The sequence below is a fragment of the Micropruina sp. genome (assembly GCF_047607385.1).
Taxonomy (GTDB): Bacteria; Actinomycetota; Actinomycetes; order Propionibacteriales; family Propionibacteriaceae; genus Micropruina.
The window spans coordinates 21592-46409 of the sequence record NZ_JASGDE010000005.1 but is presented as its reverse complement, the minus strand read 5'-3'; the positions used below and the strand labels follow the sequence as shown (position 1 = coordinate 46409).

Sequence of the window (24818 nt, the reverse complement as noted above, 5' to 3'; positions counted from 1 at the left end):
GGGAGCTGGTGCAGCAACAGTTGGGCGTGGTGTTGTCGCTGGTGCGGGTTCGTTCCTGGTCGGGGGTCCAGATGAAGCGAGCCTGGTCCGCCGACCGCGTCCGGCTCGGGAGGAACAGACCGGACGGTCGGTTGGCGTGGGGGTGCGCCGACCGGTCGTCCGTTCCTGTTGCCCCGTGAATCCGCCCGGGCCGGGGGTCCGCCCAGTCCGAGAATCTGCCCGGTCCAGGGAATCTGCCCGGTCCGGAGAGTCCGCCCAGTCCAGCGAGTCCGTCCGCCCCACGGGGTGCCTGCCGGTCCAGGGGCCCGTCCGGTCCGCCGCGCCGCCCCGTCCGCGGGAGCCGGACCGCACCCGCCCGAACGGGTCCGGACCGCCGAGTTTCCCGGTCCACCCACGCGGGCGCGGGCCGCTCGATAGCCTGATTCTGCGCCGGACGAAAGAGCCGGCGCTGGAGGCGCGGAGATCGGATCCCGGCCCGAGCAGGGAAACGTGGTGAGAATCCACACTGTGCCGCAACTGTGATGCGCCGTCCGGCGACGAGTCAGACCGCCTGCGCCTCGATGATCCGCGAGCAAGGAGACTCGGCCATGAGCCAGCGCCCGGCCATCGACGCGTTCGAAGCCGCATCGCACCGCTCGCCGCGCTCCGCATTCTCGCCCCGCCTCACGCCCGATCTGCTCGGCCGCATCCGAGGTGGACTCACCGATCAGGGTCGGGCCCGGCACACGCCCGTTGCTACCCACCCACCCACCCGAACGGCCCGGCCAGTTCGCTCCAGCTGACTCGAACCGCGAGGCCCCGCACCCGGGGCGGCTGGCCGGCCATAGTGATGATCGGGCTCGTCAGAGCCGGAATGGCAGTGCATGTCTTCGGACGCCGCGGGCCTGCGGCCGCACTGCAGTGTCGCGCCACATCCGTCCCGGCGGGCCCGATCATCCCCTTCCATCCGCGTCCGGACGCCGTGCCGCGACCGGGCTGCGGCGACGTCCGCAACGCCAGTGACACCACCCAGAGCTCCCCGCTGAGGACCCATTCGATGTTCTTCGCTTTCCTTGAGCAGTATCCGATGCTGCTGTTCGCCGTTCTGCTTGTCCTCGGCGCCCTGCTGGGCCAGGTCAAGATCGCCGGTGCCACCCTCGGCCCGGCGGCCGTGCTGTTCGTCGCACTCGGGCTGACCGCCTGGGGCATCACCCAGGGCGTCGAACTGACCGTCCCCGAGGTGCTCGGCAACTTCGGCCTGATGGTCTTCACCTACACCGTGGGCATCATCTCGGGACCCAACTTCTTCGGCTCGCTGCGCCGAGGGTGGCCGGTGATGCTGACCACCGTGGGGTGCGTCGCGGTCGCCGCCCTGGTCGGCGGGCTGGCCGGCAGCGCGCTGGGGCTGCCACAGCCGGTGATCGCCGGAACCTTCGCCGGAGCCTTGACCAATACGCCCGCGCTGGCCGCCGCCAGCCAGGTCGCCGGCGAGGCCGAGCTTCCCGCCGTCGGCTATTCGATCAGCTACCTGTGGGGCGTCATCGGCATGATGCTGGCCGCCGCCTGGGCGTTGCGCCGGGGCGCCCGGGAAGGCGCCAGCGGCTCGCCGCGCCTGGAGCAGCGCACCGTCCGGGTCGATCAGGAGGCCGGGCCGACCATCGGTGAATTGCTGAAGGAGCACGACGGCGCGGTGGCGGTGACCCGGGTCAAGCACACCACCGGGCCGATGCTGGTGGCGTCCCCGGACGAGCCGCTCGGCAAGGGCGATCTGGTCAGCATCGTCGGGCCCGCGGAGGCGTTGGCCTCGGTCACCTCCGAGCTTGGGCACGTCTCGTCCATCGACATCATCGGTGACCGGACCGACCTGGACTCCAACCGGGTGACGCTCTCGATCGCCAAATTCGCCGGCCATCGGCTGGAGGACCTGGACCTCGGCCGGCGCTTCGGGGCGCATGTCACCCGCGTCCGGCGCGGCGACGTGGACATGATCCCGACCCCCGACTTCCTGCTGCAGCTCGGCGACCGGTTGCGGGTGGTCGCGCCGCGCGATCAGATCCGCGCCGTGCGCGGCTACCTGGGCGACTCCGAGCGGGGCTTCTCCGACATCAACCCGCTCGGGCTGGCGCTGGGCCTGACCATCGGTGTCGCGATCGGCATGATCCCGATCCCGCTGCCGACCGGCAGCTTCACCCTCGGTTCGGCGGCCGGCACCCTGCTCGCCGGCCTGGTCTTCGCCCGGATCGGACGGGTGGGCCGGGTTCCGATCTCGATGCCGACCGCCGCGGCGCATGCGCTGTCCGCGCTCGGCATGCTGGTCTTCCTCGCCTTCGCCGGCACCAAGGCGGGTCTGCTGTTCGCCGACGCGATGTCGTCCAGCCTGGGCTGGAAGGTGGCGCTGCTCGGCTTCCTGATCACCGTGGTCGCCGCCGCGGCCCTGCTGTTGGTCGGCCGGTTGCAGCGCACCGACTGGATCCAGCTCTCCGGACAGCTGGCCGGTGCCCAGACCCAACCGGCGCTGCTCGCCTTCGCCAACACCCGCACCGGCTTCGACACCCGGGTGTCGCTCGGTTACGCGCTGGTCTATCCGGCGGCGATGGTCGGCAAGATCCTGCTGGCTCAGCTGCTGGTGCTGATCGGCTGACGCAGGTCGACCGATCGCCGAGGACTGCGACCGGGATCGGGTGACCGCCCATCGGACCTGATTTCACCACATGGTGAGATTAGCTGCTGGGTGGCGTCCGGACGGTCCGCAGAGTCGCCGCGTCGCCGTCCGGGGAATCTCTGAAAACACAACATCTAGCGAATGACAGCGGTGTAACTTCCCAGATGTAGAGGTCGTCTCCTCTCCGTCGACTACCCACGAGGAAGTGAACCCGCCACCATGTCGCAGATCGTCCACCCCGAGAGCATCGTCAAGCGCGACGGCTCGACCGCCGGCTTCGACGCCGAACGGATCCGCTCGGCCATCGCCCGTGCCGGAACCGCCAGCGGCGAGTTGGACGGCGCGGACGCCCATCTGCTGGCCCGCCAGGTCTGCGTCCGGCTGGCTCGACGCGGCACCACCCCACACGTCGAGGAGGTGCAGGACGCCGTCGAGCACCTGCTGATCGACTCCGGCTACACCGCCACCGCGCGCGCCTACATCGTCTATCGCGAACAGCACCACCGGCTGCGGGACGCCCGCAGCGCCATGATCGACGTCGCCAACTCGATCAACGAGTACCTCGATCGCGACGACTGGCGAATCAACGCCAATGCCAACCAGGGCTACTCGCTGGGCGGGCTGATCCTGAACACCTCCGGCAAGATGACCGCCAACTACTGGCTGTCGCACGTCTACCCGCCCGAGATCGGCCGCGCCCACCGCGAGGGCGACGTGCACATCCACGACCTCGACATGCTCAGCGGCTATTGCGCCGGCTGGTCGCTGAAGACCCTGCTGCGCGAAGGTCTGAACGGCGTCCCCGGCAAGGTGGAGGCGACAGCGCCCAAGCACCTGAGCTCGGCGGTCGGGCAGATGGTGAACTTCCTCGGCTGCCTGCAGAACGAATGGGCCGGCGCCCAGGCGTTCAGTTCTTTCGACACCTATCTGGCGCCCTACATTCGCAAGGACGATCTGTCCTACGAGGCGGTGAAGCAGGCCGTCCAGGAGCTGATCTACAACCTCAACGTGCCGTCCCGCTGGGGCACCCAGACGCCGTTCACCAACCTCACCTTCGACTGGACCTGTCCCGAGGATCTGCGCGAGGAGCAGCCGATCATCGGTGACGAGGAGATGCCGTTCTGCTACGGCGACCTGCAGGCCGAGATGGACATGATCAACCGCGCCTACATCGAGGTGATGACAGCCGGGGACGCGTCCGGCCGGGTGTTCACCTTCCCGATCCCGACCTACAACATCACCCCCGACTTCGACTGGGATTCGCCGAACGGTGACGCGTTGTTCGAGATGACCGCCAAGTACGGGCTGCCCTATTTCCAGAACTTCGTGAACTCGGAGCTGAAGCCGAACATGGTGCGGTCGATGTGCTGCCGGCTGCAACTCGACCTGCGCGAGCTGCTGAAGCGCGGCAACGGTCTGTTCGGGTCGGCCGAGCAGACCGGATCGCTGGGCGTGGTGACGATCAACCTGGCCCGGCTCGGCTACCTGCACGCCGGCGACGAGCCCGGTCTGCTGCTGGCCCTGGACCGGCTGCTCGGCCTGGCCCGGGATTCGTTGGAGATCAAGCGCAAGGTGATCCAGCGCTACATCGACGAGGGGCTGTTCCCGTACACCAAGCGCTATCTGGGCACGCTGCGCAACCATTTCTCCACCATCGGCGTCAACGGCATGAACGAGCTGATCCGCAATTTCACCGCGGACGGCTACGACATCACCGATGAGCGTGGCCATGCGCTGGCGGTGCGGTTGCTCGACCACGTCCGGGCCCGGATGGTCGAGTTCCAGGAGGCCACCGGGCATCTGTACAACCTGGAGGCGACCCCGGCCGAGGGCACCACCTACCGGTTCGCCAAGGAGGACCGCAAGCGATTCCCGCGCATTCTGCAGGCCGGCACCGAGCGCAATCCGTACTACACCAACTCGTCGCAATTGCCGGTGGGGTTCACCGACGACCCGTTCGAGGCGTTGCAGCGCCAGGAGGAATTGCAGCGCAAGTACACCGGCGGCACCGTGCTGCACCTGTACATGTCCGAGCGGATCTCGGACGCCGTGGCCTGCCGCGAGCTGGTCCGGCGGGCGCTGACCAATTTCCGGCTGCCCTACATCACGATCACCCCGACCTTCTCGATCTGCCCCTCGCACGGCTATCTGGCGGGGGAGCGGGCCTTCTGCCCGACCTGCGCGGACGCCGGCGTCGAGCAGGTCTGCGAGGTGTGGACCCGCGTGATGGGTTACCACCGCCCGGTCACCTCGTTCAACATCGGCAAGAAGGGCGAATACCGGGAACGCACCCCCTTCCTGGAATCTCGGGTGCCGGCGTGACCGTGGGCTGCGACCGCCCGGCTCCAGTACGTCAGGCTCCAGCACGTCAGGCTCCAGCACGTCATCCCGGACCCGATCCGGACCCTCGGCTGGAGATCGCCGGGCTCACCGCGCTCTCGACCTGTGACTGGCCCGGACGCCTGGTCGCCACCGTGTTCCTGCAGGGCTGTCCATGGCGGTGCGGCTACTGCCACAACCCGGAACTGCTGGATCCCCGGACGCCGGGCCGGGTCCCCTGGCCGCGGGTGATCGACCTGCTCCGGCGGCGCCGCGGGCTGCTGGACGGGCTGGTCTTCTCCGGCGGCGAACCGACCCGGCAGCCGGGGCTGGCGACGGCGATGGAGGTGGTGCGGGAACTGGGCTTCGGCGTCGGGCTGCACACCGCCGGCGCCTACCCGGGCCGGCTCGCGGCCGTGCTGCCGCTGGTCGACTGGGTGGGGCTGGACGTCAAGGCGCTGCCCGACGGGTACCCGGCGGTGACCGGCATCGGATCCGGCGCCGACAAGGCGTTCGCGTCCCTGCGGCTGGTCCTCGACGCCGGGGTCGAGCACGAGGTGCGGGTCAGCGTCGACCCGGCGCTGCACACCGAGGGCGGGGTGTGGCGGCTGGTCGAGCTGCTGACGCGTTCCGGCGTCCGGCGGATCGTGCTGCAGCAGGTGCGGCGTCCGGACGGCTCGGCGAGCGCGCCGCTGCCCGTGCTGATCGCGCCTCCACGCGGCGTGCGGGTACGGCGCGCGGAGTAGCCCGGCCGATCCGGCGTCCGCCTACCGGACGACAATGGCGCGGTTGGTTCACGGCGTTACCTACGGTCCCGTAGGATGGTTGCAACTGTTCGCGAGGGCCACCGGGGTCTCTCTTGATGGAACGGTCAGGAGAGAAACTGCATGTCGGCTACTGATGCCCCCGCGCCCGTCCGTCCGAGCCGTGGTGGCGCAGCCGCCCGCGCGGAGTGGGAGCGTCGCACCAACAGCTTCACCGAGTTGGCCCAGTTGGTGCGGTCGGCCGGCCTGAACGGACGCCGGACCGGCTTCTATCTGGGACTGTTCAGCAGCCTGGTCGCAGCGCTGGCAACCGCGCTCGCCGGCATCGTGCTGCTCGGCGACTCCTGGTTCCAACTGCTGATCGCCGCGGCGCTCGGGGTGCTGTTCACCCAGTTCGCCTTCCTCGGGCACGAGGCGTCGCACCGCCAGGTGTTCGCGTCCGGCCCCGCCAACGACCGGTTCGGACGCCTGCTCGCCACCTTCTTCGTCGGCATCAGCTACGCCTGGTGGATGACCAAGCACACCCGGCATCACGGCAATCCCAACCAGATCGGCCGCGATCCCGACATCGCGCCCGGCTGGGTGTCGTTCACCGACGAGGACGCCGAGCATGCCACCGGCTTCCGCGCCTGGGTCACCCGCCGCCAGGGCTGGCTGTTCTTCCCGCTGTTGCTGCTGCTCGGGCTCGACCTGCATCAGGCGTCCATTCGCCGGCTCTTCCGCCGCGGAAAGCTGCAGGGACGGGCCACCGAGTTGACCCTGCTCGGCGTCCGGTTCGCCCTCTATGTCGGCCTGGTGTTCTGGGTGATGCCGATCGGGCTGGCGTTCGCCTTCCTGGGCGTGCAGGTCGCGGTCTTCGGGTTCTACATGGGCATCAGCTTCGCGCCCAACCACATCGGCATGCCGATCGTCCCGCACGGCGTGCAGCTGGATTTCCTGGACAAGCAGGTGCTCACCTCGCGCAATGTTTCCGGCGGGGGATGGGTGACGGCGCTGATGGGCGGGCTGAACTACCAGATCGAGCACCACCTGTTTCCCGGCATGCCGCGTCCGCACCTGCGGCAGGCGCGGGAACTGGTCCGGCGGCATTGCCTGAAGTACGACGTGCCCTACGTCGAGAACGATCTGATCGAGGCGCTGGCCGTCGTGGTGCGCTACATCAACGATGTCGGCTGGGCGGCGCGGCACAGCTTCAGCTGCCCGGCCGCCGCCAGCATGGGACGCGGCTGAGGCTGATCGTCGGCTGAGGCTGATCGTTGGTCGAGGGCTGATCGTTGGTCGAGGGCTGATCGTTGGTCGAGCTTGTCGAGACCCGAGGTTTCGACAAGCTCAACCGGCGGCTGGTGATCTAGACAAGCTCAACCAGCGGACGCGGGCATGACAATGGGGACGGGCCGAAGCCCGTCCCCATGTCTATGTCAGAGATCAGAGGGCGCGAATGTTCGCGGCCTGCATACCCTTCTGGCCACGCTCGGTGTCGAACTCGACCTGCTGACCTTCGAACAGGTCGCGGCGTCCACGGCCCTCGATCGCGGTGAAATGCGCGAAGACGTCGGCGGAGCCGTCGTCGGGAGCGATGAAGCCGAACCCCTTCTCGGAGTTGAACCATTTGACAGTGCCTGTGGCCATGTCGGTATTTCCTTCTTTGTTGCGCGGACCGCGGTTGCGGCCCTGTTGACCATCCCGACGGCGCCGGGCTGGGAATCTTCGGGGGTGAATCGACAACGGATGGCCGTTGCCGGAAGTTGTGGAGGCCGGAGCCGATGGGTCCCCGGGACCGGCGTTGTGGTGCGCCGGGGGTCGATGATGGACTGCAGGGCTACCAACGGTCGGTAGCCGAGCCGCACGAAGCCGGGGGTGGCTGCTGCTTGTGCGAACAGCAACTGTAGCAGACCCGCGGCGGCGATTCTCGCCTCGGCGGCCGGCTGTGCGATACTGGGTGCAGGGCGCGACCATCGCAGCCCGGCATCGCACCACACTCCGCACCGCGCCGGCGAATGACGCTGACGAACGCGAGCGGATTTGGACCGTGGTGAACCCTTCTTGGAAAGCAGACTTTTGTCACGAATCGAATCCGTCCCGGCGTCGTTTGCGTCGCTGGGCGTCCCGTCCGCGCTGCTGGCACCGCTCAGCGAACGCGGCATCGCAACTCCGTTCCCGATCCAGTCGGCCACCCTTCCCGACACCCTGGCCGGCCGGGACGTCCTGGGCCGCGGCCGCACCGGCTCGGGCAAGACCCTGGCGTTCTCGCTGCCGCTGATCGCCCGGCTGGCGCGGCTGGTGCCCTCCGCCGCCGGTATCGCCGCCCGGACCCGTCCGGGTGCGCCGCGCGGACTGGTGCTGGCCCCCACCCGGGAACTCGCCAACCAGATCCTGGAAACCCTTGAGCCGCTGGCGAAGGCCGCTGGACTACGGGTGATGACCATCTTCGGCGGTGTCGGTCAGGCCCGCCAGGTGCAGCAGCTGCGGGCCGGCGCCGACATCGTGGTGGCCACCCCGGGACGTCTGGAGGACCTGATGGGTCAGGGCCACGCCCGGCTCGACGGCGTCGCCATCACCGTGCTGGACGAGGCCGACCACATGGCCGACCTCGGCTTCCTGCCGGCGGTCACCCGCATCCTCACCGCGACGCCGCGCGCCGGACAGCGGCTGCTGTTCTCGGCGACCCTGGACAACGGCGTGGACAAGCTGGTGAAGCGGTTCCTGGCCCAGCCGCTGGTGCACAGCGTGGACGGCGCCGAGTCGCCGGTCGCGGCGATGACTCACCACGTCTTCCTGGTGCCGGACGCCACCCAGAAGCGGGCGATCGTCCGCGAACTGGCCGGCGGCACCTCGCGGCGGCTGCTGTTCACCCGCACCAAGCACCAGGCCCGGAAGCTGGCCCGCCAGCTGACCGCGGACGGCGTCCCGGCGGTCGAGTTGCACGGCAACCTCTCCCAGGGTGCGCGCGAGCGCGGCCTCAGAGCTTTCGCCGACGGACGGGTCCGGGTGATGGTCGCCACCGACATCGCCGCTCGTGGCATCCACGTCGACGACGTCGACCTGGTGGTGCACGTCGATCCGCCGGCCGAGCACAAGGCCTACCTGCACCGCTCCGGTCGGACCGCCCGGGCCGGCAACGACGGCGATGTGGTCACCCTGGTGCTGCCCGAGCAGCGCAAGGACTTCACCGGCCTGGCTCGGGCCGCCAAGATCGCGGTGCAGCCGACGCCGGTGCGTTCCGGCGACCAGCGGATCGCGGACATCGCCGGCGAGGCCGCGGCGCTGGTGGCCGCGGGAGAGATCCCGCGGGAGGCCGCGCAGCGAGGCTCCGCCGACGTGGTGTCTGCCGGCGGCGGACGCTCCAGTGGTGGCCGCTCCGGCGGCGGTCGGTCCGGTAGTGGTCGGTCCGGGAACGGTGCTGCTCGGGGAGCCCGTGGCTCCGGCTCCGGTTCTGCCGCTCGGTCCGGTTCGGGTTCGCGTTCCGGCTCACCGCGCGCGGCGGCCTCGGCCGTGACGTCGTCCGGCAGCCGCGGCGACGCCGTGGTTCAGCTGTCCCGGCAGGGCAGCGGACGCCGGCGCCGGCGTCCGGGATCGCGGCTGTCCGCCTGACCAGGGTTCAGGCGGCCGGCCGGGCCTCTGGTCGTTCGAGCTAACCGAGATCCAGGTTGCGTCTGTCACAACGTGCGGGATCGGGCACCTCTGTCGGTGCCCGATCCCGCTCGTTGTTCAGACCGCGATGACGGTGAGCAGGCCCAGCTCGGCCAGTACCGCGAAGTCGTCGTCCTGGGTCACCACCGGAAGATCGTTGGCGATCGCCAGGGCGGCGATCCACAGGTCGTTCACGTTGATGCGGCGTCCGGCCTGGTGGGCCTCGACCCGCAGACGCGCCCAGGCGGCCGCTGCGGCGGCGTCCACGACGAGGGGTTCCAGCTGCGCCACCCGCTCCAACGTTCGTAGTCGGGCCGCCCGATCGGCGACGGTCTGCGCAGCCAGCACGCCCGCTTCGAGCTCGGCCACGGTGATCACCGACACTCGCAGTTCGTCGGGCAGTCGATCGAGCGCGAGCGGCCGACCGCTCTCGGCCGCGAGGAAAACGCTGGTGTCGGTGTGCTCAGGCCGATGTCCTTATGTCTCAATCATTGCGACATCGCGACTCGATCTCTACCCTGGGTGTCCTAATGATTAGGACATAAGGACATCGTCATGGACCGGCTCTTCCAACCACCCGACCTGGGGCTCGACGATCTGGCCGTCATCGGGGAGATCAACCAGACTCGCGAGTGCCTGGCGTCGGTGCTGCGCGTGCCGAAGCGGTGGGATGGTGGGCTGCGTCGTACGACCCAGGCCCGGGCGATTCAGGGCTCCAACAGCATCGAGGGCTACACCGTGAGTGACCAAGATGCTGCCGCTGCGGTCGAGGGCGAGCTGCCGCTGGCCGCGGATGAACGGACCTGGGCCGAGATCATCGGCTACCGACGTGTCCTCACCTATGTGCTGAGCATTGCCACGGAGCCGGGCCTCACCGTCGACGAGAGCATGCTTCGGTCGATGCACTTCATGTTGTCGGAGCACGAACTTGCCAAGTCCCCCGGCCGCTACCGCACTGCTCCGATCTACGTCCATGACGACCGTGCCGACCGCAACGTCTACGAAGGCCCCGAGCCGGAGCGAGTGCCCGGGCTGGTTCGTAGCTTGGTTCGTGACCTGGGGAACACCGATGCAGAGGCCACGGTTCGCGGTGCGATGGCGCATCTGAACCTGGTGATGATCCATCCGTTCCGGGACGGCAACGGACGCATGGCGCGGGCTCTGCAGACCATGGTGTTGGCCCAGGATCAGGTGCTCGAGCCGACGTTCAGCAGTATCGACGAGTGGCTGGGTCACAACACCGACGACTATTGCGCCGTGCTCGCGGCGGCCGGTGGCAGGGGCTGGCACCCGGAACGTGACACCCGGATGTGGATCCAATTCAATCTCCGAGCTCATCACATGCAGGCGCAGACCCTACAGCGACGGTTCGAAGAGGCGGAACGGCTGTGGACGCTGATCGATCTGCTGGTGTCCGAGCATCAACTGCCAGATCGGACGGCCGATGCGCTGTTCGACGCGCTGCTGGGTCTGCGGGTGACCCGTCCGTCCTACGTGAAGCGCACCGAGGTGGAGGAGCGGACGGCCACCCGCGACCTCGCTCAACTCGTCCAGTCCGGGCTGCTGCAACCGCACGGCCAGACGAGGGCGCGCTACTACGTGGCCGGCGCCCCGCTCGCCGAGATGATGGCGGAAAACAGGAAGCAGCGCCAGCCGCTGATCGACCCCTATCCGTCCCTGGTCGGAGAGATCCGGGCGGCTGCCGCGCAGGTCGGACGCCTCAGGTAGGAAGGGCTCCACTGCCCGGAGGGCAGCCGGGGTGCTGACTACGGGCGGAGTTCAACGCCTGGGTGATTGTGGCCACCGCGAAGGGCCACGGAATGCGCTCCTGCTCAAGCCGGACGTCACCGTCACGCAGCACCTCCAGTGCGCGGGCCTCTCCGGCGGTGAGGTGGCCGATCGGTCCGCGTCGTGGGGTCGGGTCGGCGACGGCGAGGTGGTTGAATCGCTGGAGTACCTCGGCGCTCATCAGGACCGACTCGGTCTGCGGCAGGACCGCTCGCAACGCGCCGAGGATGGCCAGGCCGTGACTGTCCAGATCACCCCAGTACAGCACCCGGGCGCCCGCGATCCACGGCACGGCGGCAAGTTCGGTGACGACCAGACCGTTGCCGTGCACGGCGATCCCGCCCGGCATCGGTTCGAGGGCGGAGACGGTCTGCAGGTTCTCAGAGATCAGCACCCACTGCGGACGCCAGTCGAGCCGTCCCAACTCGCTGGTCGGAGCGTTGAAGTCGAGCAATTCACCGGCGATGGACGCATCCAGCACCCGCACCCGGAACCGGCGAGCCTCGCGCCGTAGGCCGAGCTCGGCGCTGCCCGTGTGCGCGGCCACCAGTCGCTGGACCAGCGACGAGTGCCGCTCCAGCCATTTGGTGTCCACTCCTTCGATCGGGAGTTGGCGGCCGAACAGACCCGGCTCCGGGTGATCGCGGAACCACTCGACGACAGCGCAGAGCCGCTGCTCGTCTGCGTCGTCCAGCTTGAGCAGGGCGGCGGCCAGGCTCGGTAGCGCGTTGGCAACGGCCGCGGACGGCCACCGCTGCCTGAGCCGCGCACTGATTCCGGACAGCATGTGCCACTGCCCCGACGTGCCCGCAAGAGCCGCGACCGCGGTGGCGCCGCGCACGTTGACCCTGGCCGGAAGCTGCTGGGTGCCGAGGCTGCGCCAATGTGCCTGGCGCCAGTCGAGGCTGACTCCCGATGGCAGCCCAACCTCCCGCCAGGCGCTCGCCCACCGGATCACCGCCGAGGTGTCGGCGGCGGCGATCGTCTCGGTCGGTGGGTTCAGCGGATAGCTGAGTTCTAGTCCGGCGCCGAGATCGTCGCTGCCCAGCCAGCGGCGGTGACCGGCCCGGTACTTGGTCGTCGCCCACGCCTTGAGGTTGGCAACGGTTCTCACACCAGGTTCTCCTGATGCCCGTGGAAGGACGACTCGACGAGGGAGCCCTGGGTCGTGCCGGCACGCTCGGTGCTGTCGTCCGGCGTCTGCTCGGTATCGGCAGAGGTCTGCTCGCCAGAGTCGAACAGCATCACCTCGAAACGCGAGCCGACGCCGGGCTCGTTGAGCACGACCGCCGCGCCCCCGACGTAGTCCTCCAGGGTCTGCAGCATCTTCAGCGGCGTGGCCAGCACCAGCTGGAAGCCGAAGCTGCGGAACACGTCCAGCCCCGCCCGGGTGAACGCCGGATCGGTCTTGTCGAACGCCTCGTCGAGCACGACCAGCCCGTAGTTGGGTTGGTCGTCGCCGTCGCGGGCCAACTGGTAGCGCAACGCCGCAGCGAGGCAGAAGACCACCAGCTTCTGCCGTTCGCCGCCGGACAGGCCACCGGCGCCGGTGTACAGGTCGACCACCTTGCCGTCGTGGTCGCGGACCTCGGCGACGAACTGGACGTGCAGCCGAGTGTCGAGGCATTGGTTGCGCCAGCGCTGATTGGCCGGCTCGGAGGATGCCAGCCGGGTCAGCAGGTCGCGCAGCACCACGAAGCGCCGCTCGGCGGCCATGCGTGCGTCGGCGCTCAGATCGGAGCCGAGGGCGTCCTCGAGTGAGCCGGAGGTGATCTCGGCGAGCGTGCGCAGGAACTCGGTCACCTCGGGCAGCCGGCGGTCGTCGACCCGGACGTGCAGGTGCCGAGCGGGCGCGAACTCGGTGCGCAGCAGGGACGCGTTGATCGGGTCCACCCGCTCACGGATCTCGCGGCGGGAGTTGTTCAGCACCTGCGCGATGGCGCCGATGTTGTTGCGCGACTGGCCCTGCAGCAGGTCGAAGAAGCGGTCCTCGAACTCAGGCAGCCGATCGGCCCGCAACCCGTCCAGGATGGTGAGGTAGTCGGGCAGGAAGTCGGCCTGGATGGCCAGGTCGGCGGCGCGGGCAGGCCAGTTCTGCTTGTAGTCCTGCATGATCCGCTCAGTTCGCCGATGGTTCTGCTCCCGCCGTGCGGTGACCTTCTGGGTAGCCGTCACCAGGTCGTCGGCGACCGTCCGCGCGGCGGCGTCGGGGTCGGCGGACGCCTGCGCGAACCGTCTGGCCAGCGTTTCGCGGGTCGCCGCCGGTACCGGCTGCAGCCGGCCGAGTTCGTCGTTCCAGCGGGTCCGTCGATCGGTCAAGGTGCGCCACTGATGCCGGGTCTCGGCGTGCTGATCGCGCAGCCCCAACTGTGTGGTGTCGGCCTCGTCGACCGCCCGCTCGGCGGCCTCGAAAGCGTCCATCGCCGCGGCCAGGTCGACGTTCGTGGCACGCAGCGTGGCTGCCCGGGCCCGGGTGCGCTTCAGCTTGCGAGCCACCTCGGCCTGGTCGAGATCAGCCCACTCCAGTTCGGTCAGCTGCCGCAGCCGTCCGGCCTGGTCCTGTTTGGTGTCCCGGTGCTGTTCGGCCTGGTCACGCTGGTTACGGGCGCCCTGCTCGGCTTCCTGAGCCTCGGCGATCGCGGCCTGCAGAGCGTCTCGCTTGGCTGCCGTGGATGAGCCGAGCGCCCAGTGCCGACGGTCGTCGACCCGTGTCCGGTCGTCTTTCTCGTGCCGGGTCGCCGAGTGCCGGACCTGTCCCGTCCGGGTGACGCCCCGGTTGACCGCGCGCAACTCGGCCACCGACTCGACACAGGCGTAGTCGAAACGGGCCGCCAGCGTCGAGCGCAGCCAGCCCGCGAACTCGGAGTCGACGACGTCCAGCCGCAGGGTGAGCGAGCGGGAGTCGGACGGCGCGCCGGCCTCACGATGCACCGACGGCACCCGGTCGTAACGCAGCCGCAAGCCCAGATGCCGTTGTTCGATCAGTTCGCTGACGTGCGGGTAGAGGTCATAGGGGACCAGCAGGGTGCGGGCGAACGAGTACAGCACCCGCTCGATGGCACCCGTCCACTCGGCGTGTTCGGGACGCACCGCGAGCAGTTCGCCGGCGAAGGGCAGACGCGCACGGGGTACCCCGGTGGAGTTCAACAGGTCGTCGCGTAGGGCCAGCAGCCCGGGCTCGATCGTCGAACGCTGCCGCTCCAGGCTGTCCAGCTCGGCCTGCAGCCGGCGGAGTTGCTGTTGAGCCTCGGCGTGGGCACCGCTCAGCGCGTAGCGCCGCTCCTTCTGCTCGGTGGTCTCGGTCAGTTCGGAGAGCCGCGCCGCTACCGTCGCCTGGAACGAATCCCACCCGGCGCCGGTGTCGGGTAGCGCCAGGCCGCAGCCGGAGGCCAGCCGATCGGCGCGGTCGCGCTGCCGGGTGACCCGTTCCAGCCGTTCGGTCAACTCGTCGGCGTCTCGGTCAAGGGCGGCGAGTTCCTGCCCGCCGAGCCCGTCGACCGCACTCTTGGCGGCATCGCGGTCGCGGCGTCGTTCGGCGAGCGCGACCTCGGCCCGTTGTACCTCCTGCTCCAAGCCGGCGACGGTCTCGGCAAGCCGCTCCGCCTCGGCGGCGGATCGCTGCAACTGCAATTCGAGCCGGACCGCATCGAGGTGTTCCTGTTCGTCGGCGAGCGCAGCCAGCCGTGACTCCAGATCGTTGTGCTCGACGGCGATCTGCTGCAACGGGTGCAGGGTCTCGACTTGGCGCCGGGCGTCGACGACGGACGCGTGCGCGGCCGCCAACTCCTGGAACTGCGCGATCGCCTGCTGCACCAGGTCGAATGTGTCGGGCGCGTCGAGCATGAACTCGCGCAGCAGCGTGTCGAGGCTGGTCAGGCTCTTGGCCGATTGGGTCTTGTGCAGCAGCCGCTGCGCCTGGTCGGACGCCAACCCGAGCCGGCGCTGCAGTCGGGCCGCGAACGGCGGGTAGGTGGGGGAGACCGGCCAGCCCGGGTGAGCCGTTTTCAGTTGGCGTTGCTGCAACCCGTTCTCGGCGTACCGGGCCAGGGACAGCAGTTCGACGCCCTCGTCGGCGAGCACGAACAGCGAGTTCACGTCGGTCACCGCATTCGCGCCGCGGGGCAGATGCAGCAGCCGGATCAGGGTGGTCAGCCGGCCGGCGCCGTCGTCGAAGGTGAGCGCGATGCCGCTCCAGGTGGCCCCCGGACGCAGGTAGGCGGTCGCGACCTCACCACTCTCGGCGTCCGCTTCGCGCTTGTGGGCGCCACGCACGTACGACACCAACGAGCGAGCCCGATCGGTCACCCCGCCTTCTTGTGCGGCGGCGTTGAACTGCAGCCATTTCGGGTGGACCAGGACCGCCGCCAACGCGTCCAGCAGCGAGGATTTGCCTGAACCGGACGGCCCGGTGACCAGCAGCCCCGACCGCGGCACCGTGAGATCGAAGGCGCCGTTGAACGTTCCCCAGTTCACCAGCTGAACCCGCCGCAGCCGATGCTGACCCGTGAAACTCATGCCGGACCGCCTTCAGTCATCGTGTCGCCGGCCTCGGTGATCCCCGCGAGGGCGCGCAGTTCGCGAGCGACGGCCAGCACCTGGTCGGCGTCGAACACCATGGCCAGGATCGGGGAGATCTCGTAGCGGCCCTCTTCGGCGGAACTGAGCAGCACCGAGTTCTTCTTCAGCTTCTCCACCGACGCGTTCACCCGTTTCGCGAAAGTGACCCGGTCGGTGTTGCTGGCCGCGGCATACACCCCGAGGTGGTCGTCGATCTCGTCGCGGCCGACGAACACGCGGCCCTCGGACGCCTCGGCCCGGAGCAGCAGGTCACGCAGGTGCAGCACCAGGGCGGTGTCGATCAGCGTGAGCGGGCTGCTCCGGATCACCCTCGGCAGGTCGGCGTCCGGGTCGCTGCGGTTGCGGACGAACGCCAGCCCGGCGTCAGGGTCGATGACCAGGTCGAGGAACAGATCGGCGAGGCGCTGTCTGATCACCGGTTCGTCGGCGAGCAGCGCCGGCCACAACCGAGGGTGCCGTTCGCGCATCAAGTACGGCCCCTGCAGTAGCTGCACCAGCGCGCGGCTGGTCGATTCGGGAAGGCCCGCGGACGTCGGCGCGTCGGGTTCTTCACGACGAGCAGCCGGCAGGATGTCGTCGTACGCACGCCGCGGGTTCATGCCGTCCTCCATTCGTCGGGAACCTGATGGAAAACGTAGCGGGCGACACTGACAGTTCTCGGCGCACCGGTCACCGCACGCCAGCTGAGGCTCTCGACACCGTCGGCACGACTCCCGGCGCTGTGCGCGAGCAGCAGCAGCCCGACCACCGAAGCCAACCCCTGGCTGGCCGGATGCTCGCTGAGGACGTCGGCGATGCTCGCCACCGGACGCCGGCGCAGCACGTCGACCACGGCGCCACGCAGTTCGGCGAAGTCGATCTCGCTCTCGCGCACCTGGCGCCGCAGCATGGCCAGGTCGAGCGGCGCGGCGACGTGCGCGGTCACCGGCTGCGCGGTGCGCACGTCGGCGGGGTTGTGCAGGCCCCACGAACTGATCGAGCGGATCGACACCGAACTGGAATCGAGCACGTACCCGGACGGGTCGAACAGCCGAGCCACTCTGGACGCCGCCACCGCCGCCGACTGGGCCTCGGCCAACGCGGAGGACAACCGGCGATGCTCACGGTAGGCGTGGGTCTCGACGAAACGCCGCAGGCTGCGCGAGAACCCGGTCATCACCTGACGCACCTGGGTGCTCTCGCGCTGCAGCGTGGTCAGCAGCCGGCGCAGGAAGATCACCTCGTCACGGGTCAGTGCCGCGGTGAAGTCGCGGGACAGCACACTGTCGACGGCTTCGTCGAGGGCCACCGACTGCTCCGGATCGAGAACCAGGGCGTGGAAGGCGGCGAACGTGCGCCCGGCTTCGGAGTTCTCCAGCAGATCGACGCCGGCGAAGACCTCGTCGAGAACGTCGCCGCGCGACCCGGTCTGGCCGATGATCTGTTCCCGCAGCCCGCGGTTGAGGTCCTCCAGGGCGGCGCTGACCTGACCGAAGTCGTGCGGTATCTCGGCGGCCAGATGCACGATCTCGGTCAACTGCTCCAGGGCGAGGTCGTCGCTCAGCGGTGTGTAGCGTCCGGCTTCGACGGCGGCGATCTCGGCGTCGAGCTGGTCGCGCTGACGGCGCAGCGTCTCCAACCGGGACGCCTGACCGGGGTCGGTGTCGACCGCCAGCCGGGCCAGCAGCTCGGCCAGGTTGCTGAGCCGGGACGACGTGACCGCCGAATGCGGCGCCTCGAGATCGGCCGTGAAGCGCAGCGCACGAGCGGTGGCGGGGGAGAGTTCGATGATCTCTTCGCGGGCCTCGCCGGCGCGGCGGATCAAGAGCCCTTGCCGCACCCACTCGGACAGGTAGTCCTGGGCGGTGCGGGGAAGGTCGAAGCCGGCGTCGCGCAGCACGTCGAGGTCGTCAGCGAGCAACTCCAAGAACTCCGCGGACGGCCAGTTGCGCTGGGTGGGGGTGAATCGTTCGGTCAGCACCGCCGCCAGCGCCGGCAGCAGGTCGGCGCGCAGCAGGGCCAAGCCGGCGTCGGTGTCTCGCAACCGACGCAGCCGTGCGGCCCGTGCCGCTACCCGATCGCTGCTCATCAGCCTCCCAACCTCGCCAACAGGGTAAACGGGGTCACCGACAGTTCTGGCGAGGTGGCGTGATTCGGCCGTCCTGACATGCCGGGACGGCGATGCGTCAGGGACGCCGATCGCACTTTGTCCGCCAGGGTGTGTGTTCACATTGGGAGCCGCCAGGCTGCTACATCGATGCGCTGGCGGGTGCGGAAAGCAGCTCCGGGACGATGAGTTGCACCGAGACCTGGTTTCCATCGCGGCGCACGACCCGAGCACGAAGGTCTTCGCCGTCGGCGTCCGTCACCAGCAGGATGTCGCTCGGCTGCGGCTCGAACGTGGTGTCTGTTGCTCGGGGGCTCTGCGAGATGAGGCAGGTGACGACCAAATCTGCCCCGACTTCGTTCGGGTCGTAGATCAGGTCGGCGGTGCTCATGCTCATGCGGTCCACATTAACTCCGTCCAGGTGTCAGGTTCTGGTCGGGGCAACGCCAGCGCCGGCCTCGGAGCACGCGCGACGATCGCGGAAACGCGAAACCCGGGCCCTGTCGTCCGGCAGGAGATCCCGGGCTCACTTCCAGCCTCACCGCAGTGGACTGGCTTGTCCCGACATCATACCGAGCGGTTGCCGCGGTGCGAAGGGGTCGAATCCGGGGAAACCGAGCGAGAAACCCGGACCCTTGGGCATCCGTCCATCGCCGGGAAACTGGATCACGTTGTCATCGGCTGGCATCGCAGACCTCCTGCAGGGAGCTATCGGCCGGCGATGCTGACCCCGGCGCCCCACATCGCCTGCGGTAGGGGACATCGCCTGCGCTCCTACCCAGGCAATGTGCCTTTGCGCAGGCGATGTCGCTTCAGGGACCCAGCAGGCTCAGCGGCACCACGAACACGCCGTCCAACTAACAAATGGACGGGCTGCTATCTAACATCTGGACGCCAGCCTGGCGTGTGCGCTCCCGTCGGACCTCATCCTCCAGCGAAGTCCGCTCACACCGCCGTGCCGTCCGGCCGGCAGAAGCCGAGGGATCGATAGCCGGGCATACGGCGGCGCAACGACGCGGCGAGGATCGGTGCCTGGGCGTCGTGGTAGTCGTGGACCTCGGCGACCTCCTTGCCGGGGAAGGCCCGGATGATCCGGCCGGCGCACTGGACGAGGTGCCCGTCGAACGCGATCGGCCCGGCCAGGAAGAGGGTGTCGAGAGCGGGTGCGTCGAACCCCTCACCCATGAACGGGGTGGTTCCGATGACCAGAACTCCGTCCCCGGCCTTGGTGTCCGAAAGCTCGTCGATGACAGCTCGCCGCTCAGCGACAGCCATCCCGCCCTGTAGCCGAAGCGGACGGAACCCGCGCTCGGTGAGTGCGGTCGCGAGCGTGTCGACATGCTTGACTCGCCGGGTGAGCACCACGCAGTTGCGTCCCCGCCCGAGCGCCTCAGCGACGTCGTCCACGATCTGGCTGTTGCGGGCGGTGTCGTCGATCAGCACGCCGAGCAGTTCGGCGTAGGCGCCCGGCTCGGAGAGATCGATGTCGCCGTGGGTGAAGGCGGTGTCATGGAGATGCAGCCGTAGCAGCGGACCCGGTTCGGAGCGCAGATCCAGCAGTGTGTCCCTGTCACGTCCAGCCTCGAAGGTGTGCCGGACCGGGCCGAGCTGCCAGGTGACCAGGTCGGAGAGCCCATCGCGCCGGGTCAGGGTCGCCGTCAGACCGAGCCAGTACCGTGCGCCGATCGGCTTCACCGAGTGCTCATAGGCTGCTGCGCCCAGGTGATGACATTCGTCAACGATCACCTGGCCGTACCCGGTGGTCAGATCCGCGATGTCGTCCCGCCTGGCCAGGGAGGGAAGCATGGCGATGTCGATGACCCCGGTGAGCTTCTTGCGCCCGCCCCCGAGCTGGCCGGGACGGACCCCGAGGAACCGCTCCAGCTGCCGGCGCCACTGCTCGGCAAGCGCCTTGCGATCGACCAGGACAAGGGTCGACGTGCCGCGCTCGGCGATCATCGCGCAGGCCATCACGGTCTTCCCGGACCCTGGCGGGGCGACTAGCACCCCGTCGTCCTGGGTGAGTAACTCACCAACTGCGGACGCCTGCGGATCCTGTAGCTCGGTTGCCAGGCTCACCTCGATCTCGACGCCGGACTGCCGTAGATCGGTGACGTCGAGCCGGGAGCCCGCCGACGCGAGCAGGTCGGCGATCGCGTGTCGCAGCCCGCGGGGCAGTACTAGCTGGTCATCGATGGTCAGGTCGTATCCGCGAATGAAGCGCGGTGTGTCCCAGGTCGACTTGCGCAGCCGCTGCAGTTCGTAGAACTTCGGGTTCGCCATGGACGCGGCGTGCTTGAACGTGGCGAGGGCGGCCGGCGTCAGCTGTTCGGTCGGGATCACCAGTCCAGCACCGAGTTCGGCTCGGACCACAGGAGGCAGCGGCGGGTTCACCTTGGTAGCGGACGAGCGCTCGATCGTCTTCACGTCCGGGCCGGTGACGCTTCGGGACGCCTCGCGCGCGAACCGAAGGACCTCGCCCGGGCTCAGCCGCGCCAGCGTGGACAGGAACGCCCACTGATCGGGGTGTGGTTCGAGGGTGGCGAGATCGAGGAAGACGGTCAGGCCGTTGGCGCGCCGGGTGCCCTGGAGCGGGGCAGCGATCAGATTGCCGAAGCTGCCCTCGGGCACGACGTCCTGATTGGGGAACAGGCGATCGTACGAGCGCAGGTCCATCGACCCGCGCAACAGGATCGCCTCCCGGACCAGCCAGGTGCCGACCGCGCGGGCGGAGGCCGCCTGCACCGGGCCGGAAAAGAAGATCCAGACATGTGCACCTCGTCCGGACTGAGACAGTTCCAGGGCCGCTGGGATACCGCGACTTCGTGCCGCCTTCGCATAGGCGAGGGCGTCCAGCATTGCTGTCGGTCCGTCGAAGTCGGCGGCCAGCCACTGGCATTCGCTGCCTGACAAGAGCGGATAGAACCCGACGAAGACACCGCCGCTGAGGTGGGCGACCAGGACCTCGGTGGTCAACGGCAAGTAGCGGGCGTGCTTCTTGTCGATGCGACCCCAGCCGCCGGCGACCGCGGGTGACCAGCCGCTCCGTCCGGTGCGGTGATTCTCCCAGCGGAGCGCGTACACGTCGCGTCGGGCTCGAAACAGTTCGGCGTACAGCGCGAGCTTGTCGGTGATCGGGGATTCGTGCGTGACGAGGCCCGGCCGGTGCACAGGGATCGCCGGCTGCTCGTCCGCCGGAGCGGTGTCACCCCGCAACTCCAGCAACCGCGACAGCCTCGCGTTCTCCTGGCGAAGGCGCTCCAGTTCCCGCAGCAGCGCGCGGTTCGGGCTCTGGTCGTCCATCGGGGCATCCTGGCAGGTCAGGCCAGCAGGGAAGCCATGAGGTCTGCCGTCCTGGTGGCGCCGGCCCGCTTCAACGCGTGGATTGTTGACTCGTTGGTGGCCCCTGGCAGCCGAGCGACGGCGACGCGATGCACTTCCATCATGCCGGGGCCGAACTCCAATACCAAGGCGCTCAACAGTTCATCAGGAGTTAGTGCCTCCAGGCCGAGATCCTTCATGACCTCGGGCGGAAAGTCCTTGATGTTGCTGGTGCAGACGACATCGACCTCCGCCGAAATCGCCGCGGCGAGCACATGGCGGTCTCCTTCGTCGGGTAGCGGCACGCCCGCAACCGCAGCGATAGCCTCAGCTGTGAGTCTCGCTTCAGCCCGTGGAAAGGTGTCGTTCATTGCGACGATCAGGCGCTCCCCGGCGGCCGCGTCGAATCTGTCGACGTTTTTGATCAGGTGTTCGACAACCTCGCTGAGGATCTCCCTGCTCCAGAAGATCTGGATCAATTGTTGGCTTGCCGCATACAATAGATAGTCACGCAGAACGCGAGAGTAAAGAACGTTCGCATCGCCTAGAACGAGTCGGACAGGTACGAGGTATCCGGGCACATTGTCGGTCACTCCAGGAGGCCCAACTCATTCTGAAGCCGAGAGAACTCCTCCATGCCGGCTTCCATGTGAGCACGCTCCGCCTGAAGGAAAGCCTGGATTGATGAGACCAGGATGCGATGGTGGGTGCCGACCATCCGGAAGGAGAGCCTGCCGTCGTTCATCAGCTTCCGCACCTGGGGACGGGACATGCCGAGTAGTTCGGCGGCCTCGGTCGGGGTCACCTCTCGGTTGCGCTGGGTGAGGACCACCCGGCGTCCGTGAGCCCTGGCGTCGAGGAGTTCGGACAACCACTCTGCGGTCTCGCGCGACACGCTGATCGTCACCTCGTCCCCGCCCCGGTCAAGGGCGCGATGTAGTGCATCCGCCTCGCGGGCCAGCAGCTCGGTCATCGGACAACTCCTTCTCTATCTGATCCATCTGAAGCAACTGTAACATCTGGAATCCGGACTCGCCTCTGCTCGGTGCGGGAGTCGCAACGTGGACGAGAGTGCACGGCGAGATCCCAGCCGCAGCTTGACACAACTGTGTAGACCCCTACACACTAGTCCAGGTGTCAGGCGGGCCGAAGGCCGTCGGTTATCGGGAATCGTGTGTCCGAGGTTCGAGTCCTCGCTGGCAATCGCCAGTAGCTCAGGTGGTAGAGCAACGAACCCGGCGGCCGATTCCCTGCCCGGCTGACACCCCGACAACTGAAGAACATGAGGTCGGGCGGGCCGAAGATCGTCGGTTACCGCTTCAAACGGGCAGGTTGCGGGTTCGAGTCCCGCCGTCGTTCGCGACGTAGCTCAATCGGCAGAGCAGCTACTCCGGTGGTCACACCACGCCCGCCCGGCCTCACCCAATGACGGCGGGCCGACGTGCTTCGGTTACCTGGAGAGGCCGGGTTCGATTCCCGGCGCGGAGCACACCACACGCCCGCCGTCCCCGAAACCGCGACGCGGGGACGGGCCGGAGCAGATCGGTTATCTCCCTGCCACGGAGGTCCAGGAGTGGACCAACCCGGCGCATGCCGGGTCCGGCCGGTCCGCGCGACACGCCCGTCCCCGCCCGCACACCGAAAGGAGGAACTGAGAATGGACATTCTGCGCATGCTGAACCTGCGCCGGACCCCGCAGAGCGAGGCCGCCGACCCCAAGCAGGTCGTGAACTCGGCAGGCGGCTACGTCTTCGAGCTGGACGACGCCGCGCGGCTGCGCCGGTTCCTCACCCTCGGTGTGGACGGCGGCACCTACTACGCCTCCGACCGTGCCCTGGCGATCGAGAACGCCGCGGTGCTGACCCGGATGGCGGCGTCCGACCCCGAGGGCCTGGTCGCCACCATCGTGGACGTATCGACCCGCGGTGCGGCGCCGAAGCAGAACCCGGCCCTGTTCGCGCTGGCCTACGCGGCGTCCGTGCCCGAGGCGGCTCCGGCGGCGCTGGCCGCGCTGCCGCAGGTGGCCCGGACCGGTACCCACCTGTTCCTGTTCGCCGGCTACGTCGAGCAGTTCCGCGGCTGGGGCCGTGGCCTGCGGCGTGCGGTGGCCAGCTGGTACACGTCCAAGGACGCCGACCGGCTCGCCTACCAGGTGGTCAAGTACCGCCAGCGCGAGGGCTGGTCGCACCGCGACCTGCTGCGGCTGGCGCACCCGGCGACGTCCGTGCCGGCGCTGCGAGACACCTTCGAGTGGGTGGTCCGGGGCACCGTCGGCGCCGAGGTTCCGGCTCTAGTCACGGGTTTCGCGGCGGCGCAGCAGGCGTCCGATGCGGCGACCTGGGCGCGGCTGGTGCGCGAGTACGGCCTCAGCTGGGAGATGCTCCCGGACGCCGCGCTCGCCGAGCCGGCCGTGTGGGACGCCCTGCTGGACGCCGGTATGCCGCAGACCGCGCTGATGCGTCAGCTGCCGCGGCTGACCCGGCTGGGCATGCTGCCCGAGCTGGGCGGCCGGACCGCCGAGGTCGTTGCGCAGCTGACCGACGCCGAGCGGCTCAAGCGGGCCCGGGTGCACCCGGTGAACGTGCTGGTGGCGCAGCGCACCTATGCCTCGGGCCGGTCGGCCCGCGGTGCGGGGGAGTGGACGCCGACCCGGCAGGTCGTGGACGCGCTCGATGCCGCGTTCTACGCGGCGTTCGGTGCGGTCGAGCCGGCCGGCAAGCGGATGTTGCTGGCGGTGGACGTGTCCGGGTCGATGGGTGTGCCGATCTCCGGCATGGCGATCACGGCGCGGGAGGCGTCCGCGGCGCTGGCGCTGGTGCAGCTGGCGACCGAGCCGGCCGCGAGCGCGGTCGGCTTCTCCGGCAAGATCGGCGGCTGGGGATCGACGGTGCTGAAGCCGCTGGCGATCTCGCCGCGGCAGCGGCTGGACGACGCACTGCGGGTGGTCGACGCGATGCCGTTCGGTGGCACCGACTGTGCGCTGCCGATGCTGTACGCGGCGGAGCGGGGTCTCGCGGTGGACACCTTCGTGGTCTACACCGACAACGAGACCTGGGCCGGCCCGGTGCACCCGCACCAGGCGCTGCGGGCGTACCGCGAGAAGACCGGGATTCCGGCCAAGCTCGTGGTGGTCGGCATGACGGCGACCGGGTTCAGCATCGCCGATCCGGACGACGCCGGCATGCTCGACATCGCCGGGTTCGACGCGGCCGTGCCGAATCTGATCACGGAGTTCGCCCGTGGCTGATGCGCTGAAAGGAGGCGGCACCCCTGGTAGGGGTGCTGCCTCCCGCGCGTCACGGGGCGGGGGAGTGTCGGACGCCCGCGCCGCCCGGGCCCGGGAACTGCATCGCAAGGCGCTCGAAGCGGACGAACTGGCGGCCCGGCAGCGGGCTGAGCGGGACGCGTTGATCCGGAGGTTGCGGGAGGAGGACCCGAAACGCTGGAGCTATGGAGCGCTGGCGGCGGCGATCGGGTGTAGTAGGGAGTTGATCGCGCTCGTGGTGAAGCGAGCAAAGGGGAGTTGAGCGCCCAGCTCTCGTGCCTGGCTGAGATCGGTCGAGTCGTCGTGTGAGCTTTCCTCTGTCGGTGCTCTGAGGTGATCGCCATGGGTCGTCAGCCGTTGGGGTGAACAGGCTGAGGAAGCGGTTCCACCCGCTTGCGAGACACCGAACCGTTCGGACACGCGGTT

At 68.9% G+C, this 24818-nt stretch carries 17 protein-coding genes and 1 pseudogene; 8 read left to right on the top strand and 10 right to left on the bottom strand.

From position 1 onward, the window contains the following. The first annotated feature begins 1036 nt into the window (after window positions 1-1036). The 4 genes from QM582_RS00285 to QM582_RS00270 all read left to right on the top strand — a co-directional run bounded on the left by QM582_RS00285 (window position 1037) and on the right by QM582_RS00270 (window position 6954). Entirely contained in the window at window positions 1037-2620 is a 1584-nt protein-coding gene (locus tag QM582_RS00285; protein ID WP_415080702.1) for an aspartate:alanine exchanger family transporter, read from the top strand. A gap of 240 nt (window positions 2621-2860) precedes the next feature. Then, window positions 2861-4963: a ribonucleoside triphosphate reductase gene (locus tag QM582_RS00280; RefSeq protein ID WP_415080700.1), complete on the top strand. Its 2103-nt coding sequence runs from the start codon at window positions 2861-2863 to the stop codon at window positions 4961-4963. Continuing rightward, window positions 4855-5706: an anaerobic ribonucleoside-triphosphate reductase activating protein gene (locus tag QM582_RS00275; RefSeq protein ID WP_415080698.1), complete on the top strand. Its 852-nt coding sequence runs from the start codon at window positions 4855-4857 to the stop codon at window positions 5704-5706. Before QM582_RS00280 ends, QM582_RS00275 begins: the two co-directional genes overlap by 109 nt. Before the next feature lie 141 nt (window positions 5707-5847). Next, window positions 5848-6954 (top strand): fatty acid desaturase family protein, encoded by a 1107-nt coding sequence (locus tag QM582_RS00270; protein ID WP_415080697.1) that lies wholly within the window; start codon window positions 5848-5850, stop codon window positions 6952-6954. A gap of 195 nt (window positions 6955-7149) precedes the next feature. Here QM582_RS00270 and QM582_RS00265 read toward each other — a convergent pair whose 3' ends face one another. After that, window positions 7150-7353 (bottom strand): cold-shock protein, encoded by a 204-nt coding sequence (locus QM582_RS00265; protein ID WP_298130278.1) that lies wholly within the window; start codon window positions 7351-7353, stop codon window positions 7150-7152. Window positions 7354-7782: 429 nt separating this feature from the next. Between QM582_RS00265 and QM582_RS00260 the strand changes: the two genes are divergently transcribed. Next, a complete protein-coding gene (locus tag QM582_RS00260) occupies window positions 7783-9315 on the top strand; it encodes a DEAD/DEAH box helicase (protein ID WP_415080696.1) in 1533 nt (510 codons plus the stop codon). 117 nt (window positions 9316-9432) lie between these two features. On the opposite strand, the pseudogene QM582_RS00255 reads toward QM582_RS00260, so the two are convergent. Continuing rightward, window positions 9433-9798: pseudogene (locus tag QM582_RS00255) on the bottom strand (PIN domain-containing protein); the annotation flags it as partial. 111 nt (window positions 9799-9909) lie between these two features. On the opposite strand from QM582_RS00255, the gene QM582_RS00250 reads away from it, so the two are divergent. After that, complete coding sequence (locus QM582_RS00250; protein WP_415080694.1) at window positions 9910-11082, top strand: Fic family protein; 1173 nt, start codon at window positions 9910-9912, stop codon at window positions 11080-11082. On the opposite strand, the gene QM582_RS00245 is transcribed toward QM582_RS00250, so the two are convergent. The 8 genes from QM582_RS00245 to QM582_RS00210 form a co-directional block, all read right to left on the bottom strand. Further along, window positions 11075-12256, bottom strand: coding sequence for a DUF3322 domain-containing protein (locus tag QM582_RS00245; protein WP_415080692.1), 1182 nt, complete (start codon window positions 12254-12256; stop codon window positions 11075-11077). The genes QM582_RS00250 and QM582_RS00245 overlap by 8 nt on opposite strands. Continuing rightward, the gene (locus QM582_RS00240; RefSeq protein WP_415080691.1) at window positions 12253-15657 is read right to left on the bottom strand and encodes an ATP-binding protein; all 3405 of its coding nucleotides are present in this window, start codon (window positions 15655-15657) and stop codon (window positions 12253-12255) included. Before QM582_RS00240 ends, QM582_RS00245 begins: the two co-directional genes overlap by 4 nt. Next, window positions 15654-16319: a DUF4194 domain-containing protein gene (locus QM582_RS00235; RefSeq protein WP_415080689.1), complete on the bottom strand. Its 666-nt coding sequence runs from the start codon at window positions 16317-16319 to the stop codon at window positions 15654-15656. The genes QM582_RS00240 and QM582_RS00235 overlap by 4 nt, the downstream gene beginning before the upstream one ends. Beyond that, window positions 16316-17788 carry a DUF3375 domain-containing protein gene (locus tag QM582_RS00230; RefSeq protein ID WP_415080688.1) on the bottom strand — a complete coding sequence of 491 codons (1473 nt, stop codon included), beginning with the start codon at window positions 17786-17788 and terminating at the stop codon, window positions 16316-16318. Before QM582_RS00230 ends, QM582_RS00235 begins: the two co-directional genes overlap by 4 nt. 160 nt (window positions 17789-17948) lie before the next feature. Continuing rightward, window positions 17949-18203 carry a hypothetical protein gene (locus QM582_RS00225; protein ID WP_415080686.1) on the bottom strand — a complete coding sequence of 85 codons (255 nt, stop codon included), beginning with the start codon at window positions 18201-18203 and terminating at the stop codon, window positions 17949-17951. Between the two features lie 548 nt (window positions 18204-18751). After that, window positions 18752-21109 carry a TOTE conflict system archaeo-eukaryotic primase domain-containing protein gene (locus QM582_RS00220; RefSeq protein ID WP_415080684.1) on the bottom strand — a complete coding sequence of 786 codons (2358 nt, stop codon included), beginning with the start codon at window positions 21107-21109 and terminating at the stop codon, window positions 18752-18754. 17 nt (window positions 21110-21126) lie between these two features. Further along, window positions 21127-21720 carry a PIN domain-containing protein gene (locus QM582_RS00215; RefSeq protein WP_415080683.1) on the bottom strand — a complete coding sequence of 198 codons (594 nt, stop codon included), beginning with the start codon at window positions 21718-21720 and terminating at the stop codon, window positions 21127-21129. Continuing rightward, complete coding sequence (locus QM582_RS00210; protein WP_415080681.1) at window positions 21717-22100, bottom strand: helix-turn-helix domain-containing protein; 384 nt, start codon at window positions 22098-22100, stop codon at window positions 21717-21719. The genes QM582_RS00215 and QM582_RS00210 overlap by 4 nt, the downstream gene beginning before the upstream one ends. Before the next feature lie 684 nt (window positions 22101-22784). Here QM582_RS00210 and QM582_RS00205 point away from each other — a divergent pair. After that, window positions 22785-24374: a TROVE domain-containing protein gene (locus QM582_RS00205; protein ID WP_415080679.1), complete on the top strand. Its 1590-nt coding sequence runs from the start codon at window positions 22785-22787 to the stop codon at window positions 24372-24374. Continuing rightward, window positions 24367-24654 carry a hypothetical protein gene (locus QM582_RS00200; RefSeq protein WP_415080677.1) on the top strand — a complete coding sequence of 96 codons (288 nt, stop codon included), beginning with the start codon at window positions 24367-24369 and terminating at the stop codon, window positions 24652-24654. The genes QM582_RS00205 and QM582_RS00200 overlap by 8 nt, the downstream gene beginning before the upstream one ends. The last annotated feature ends 164 nt before the right edge of the window (window positions 24655-24818 follow it).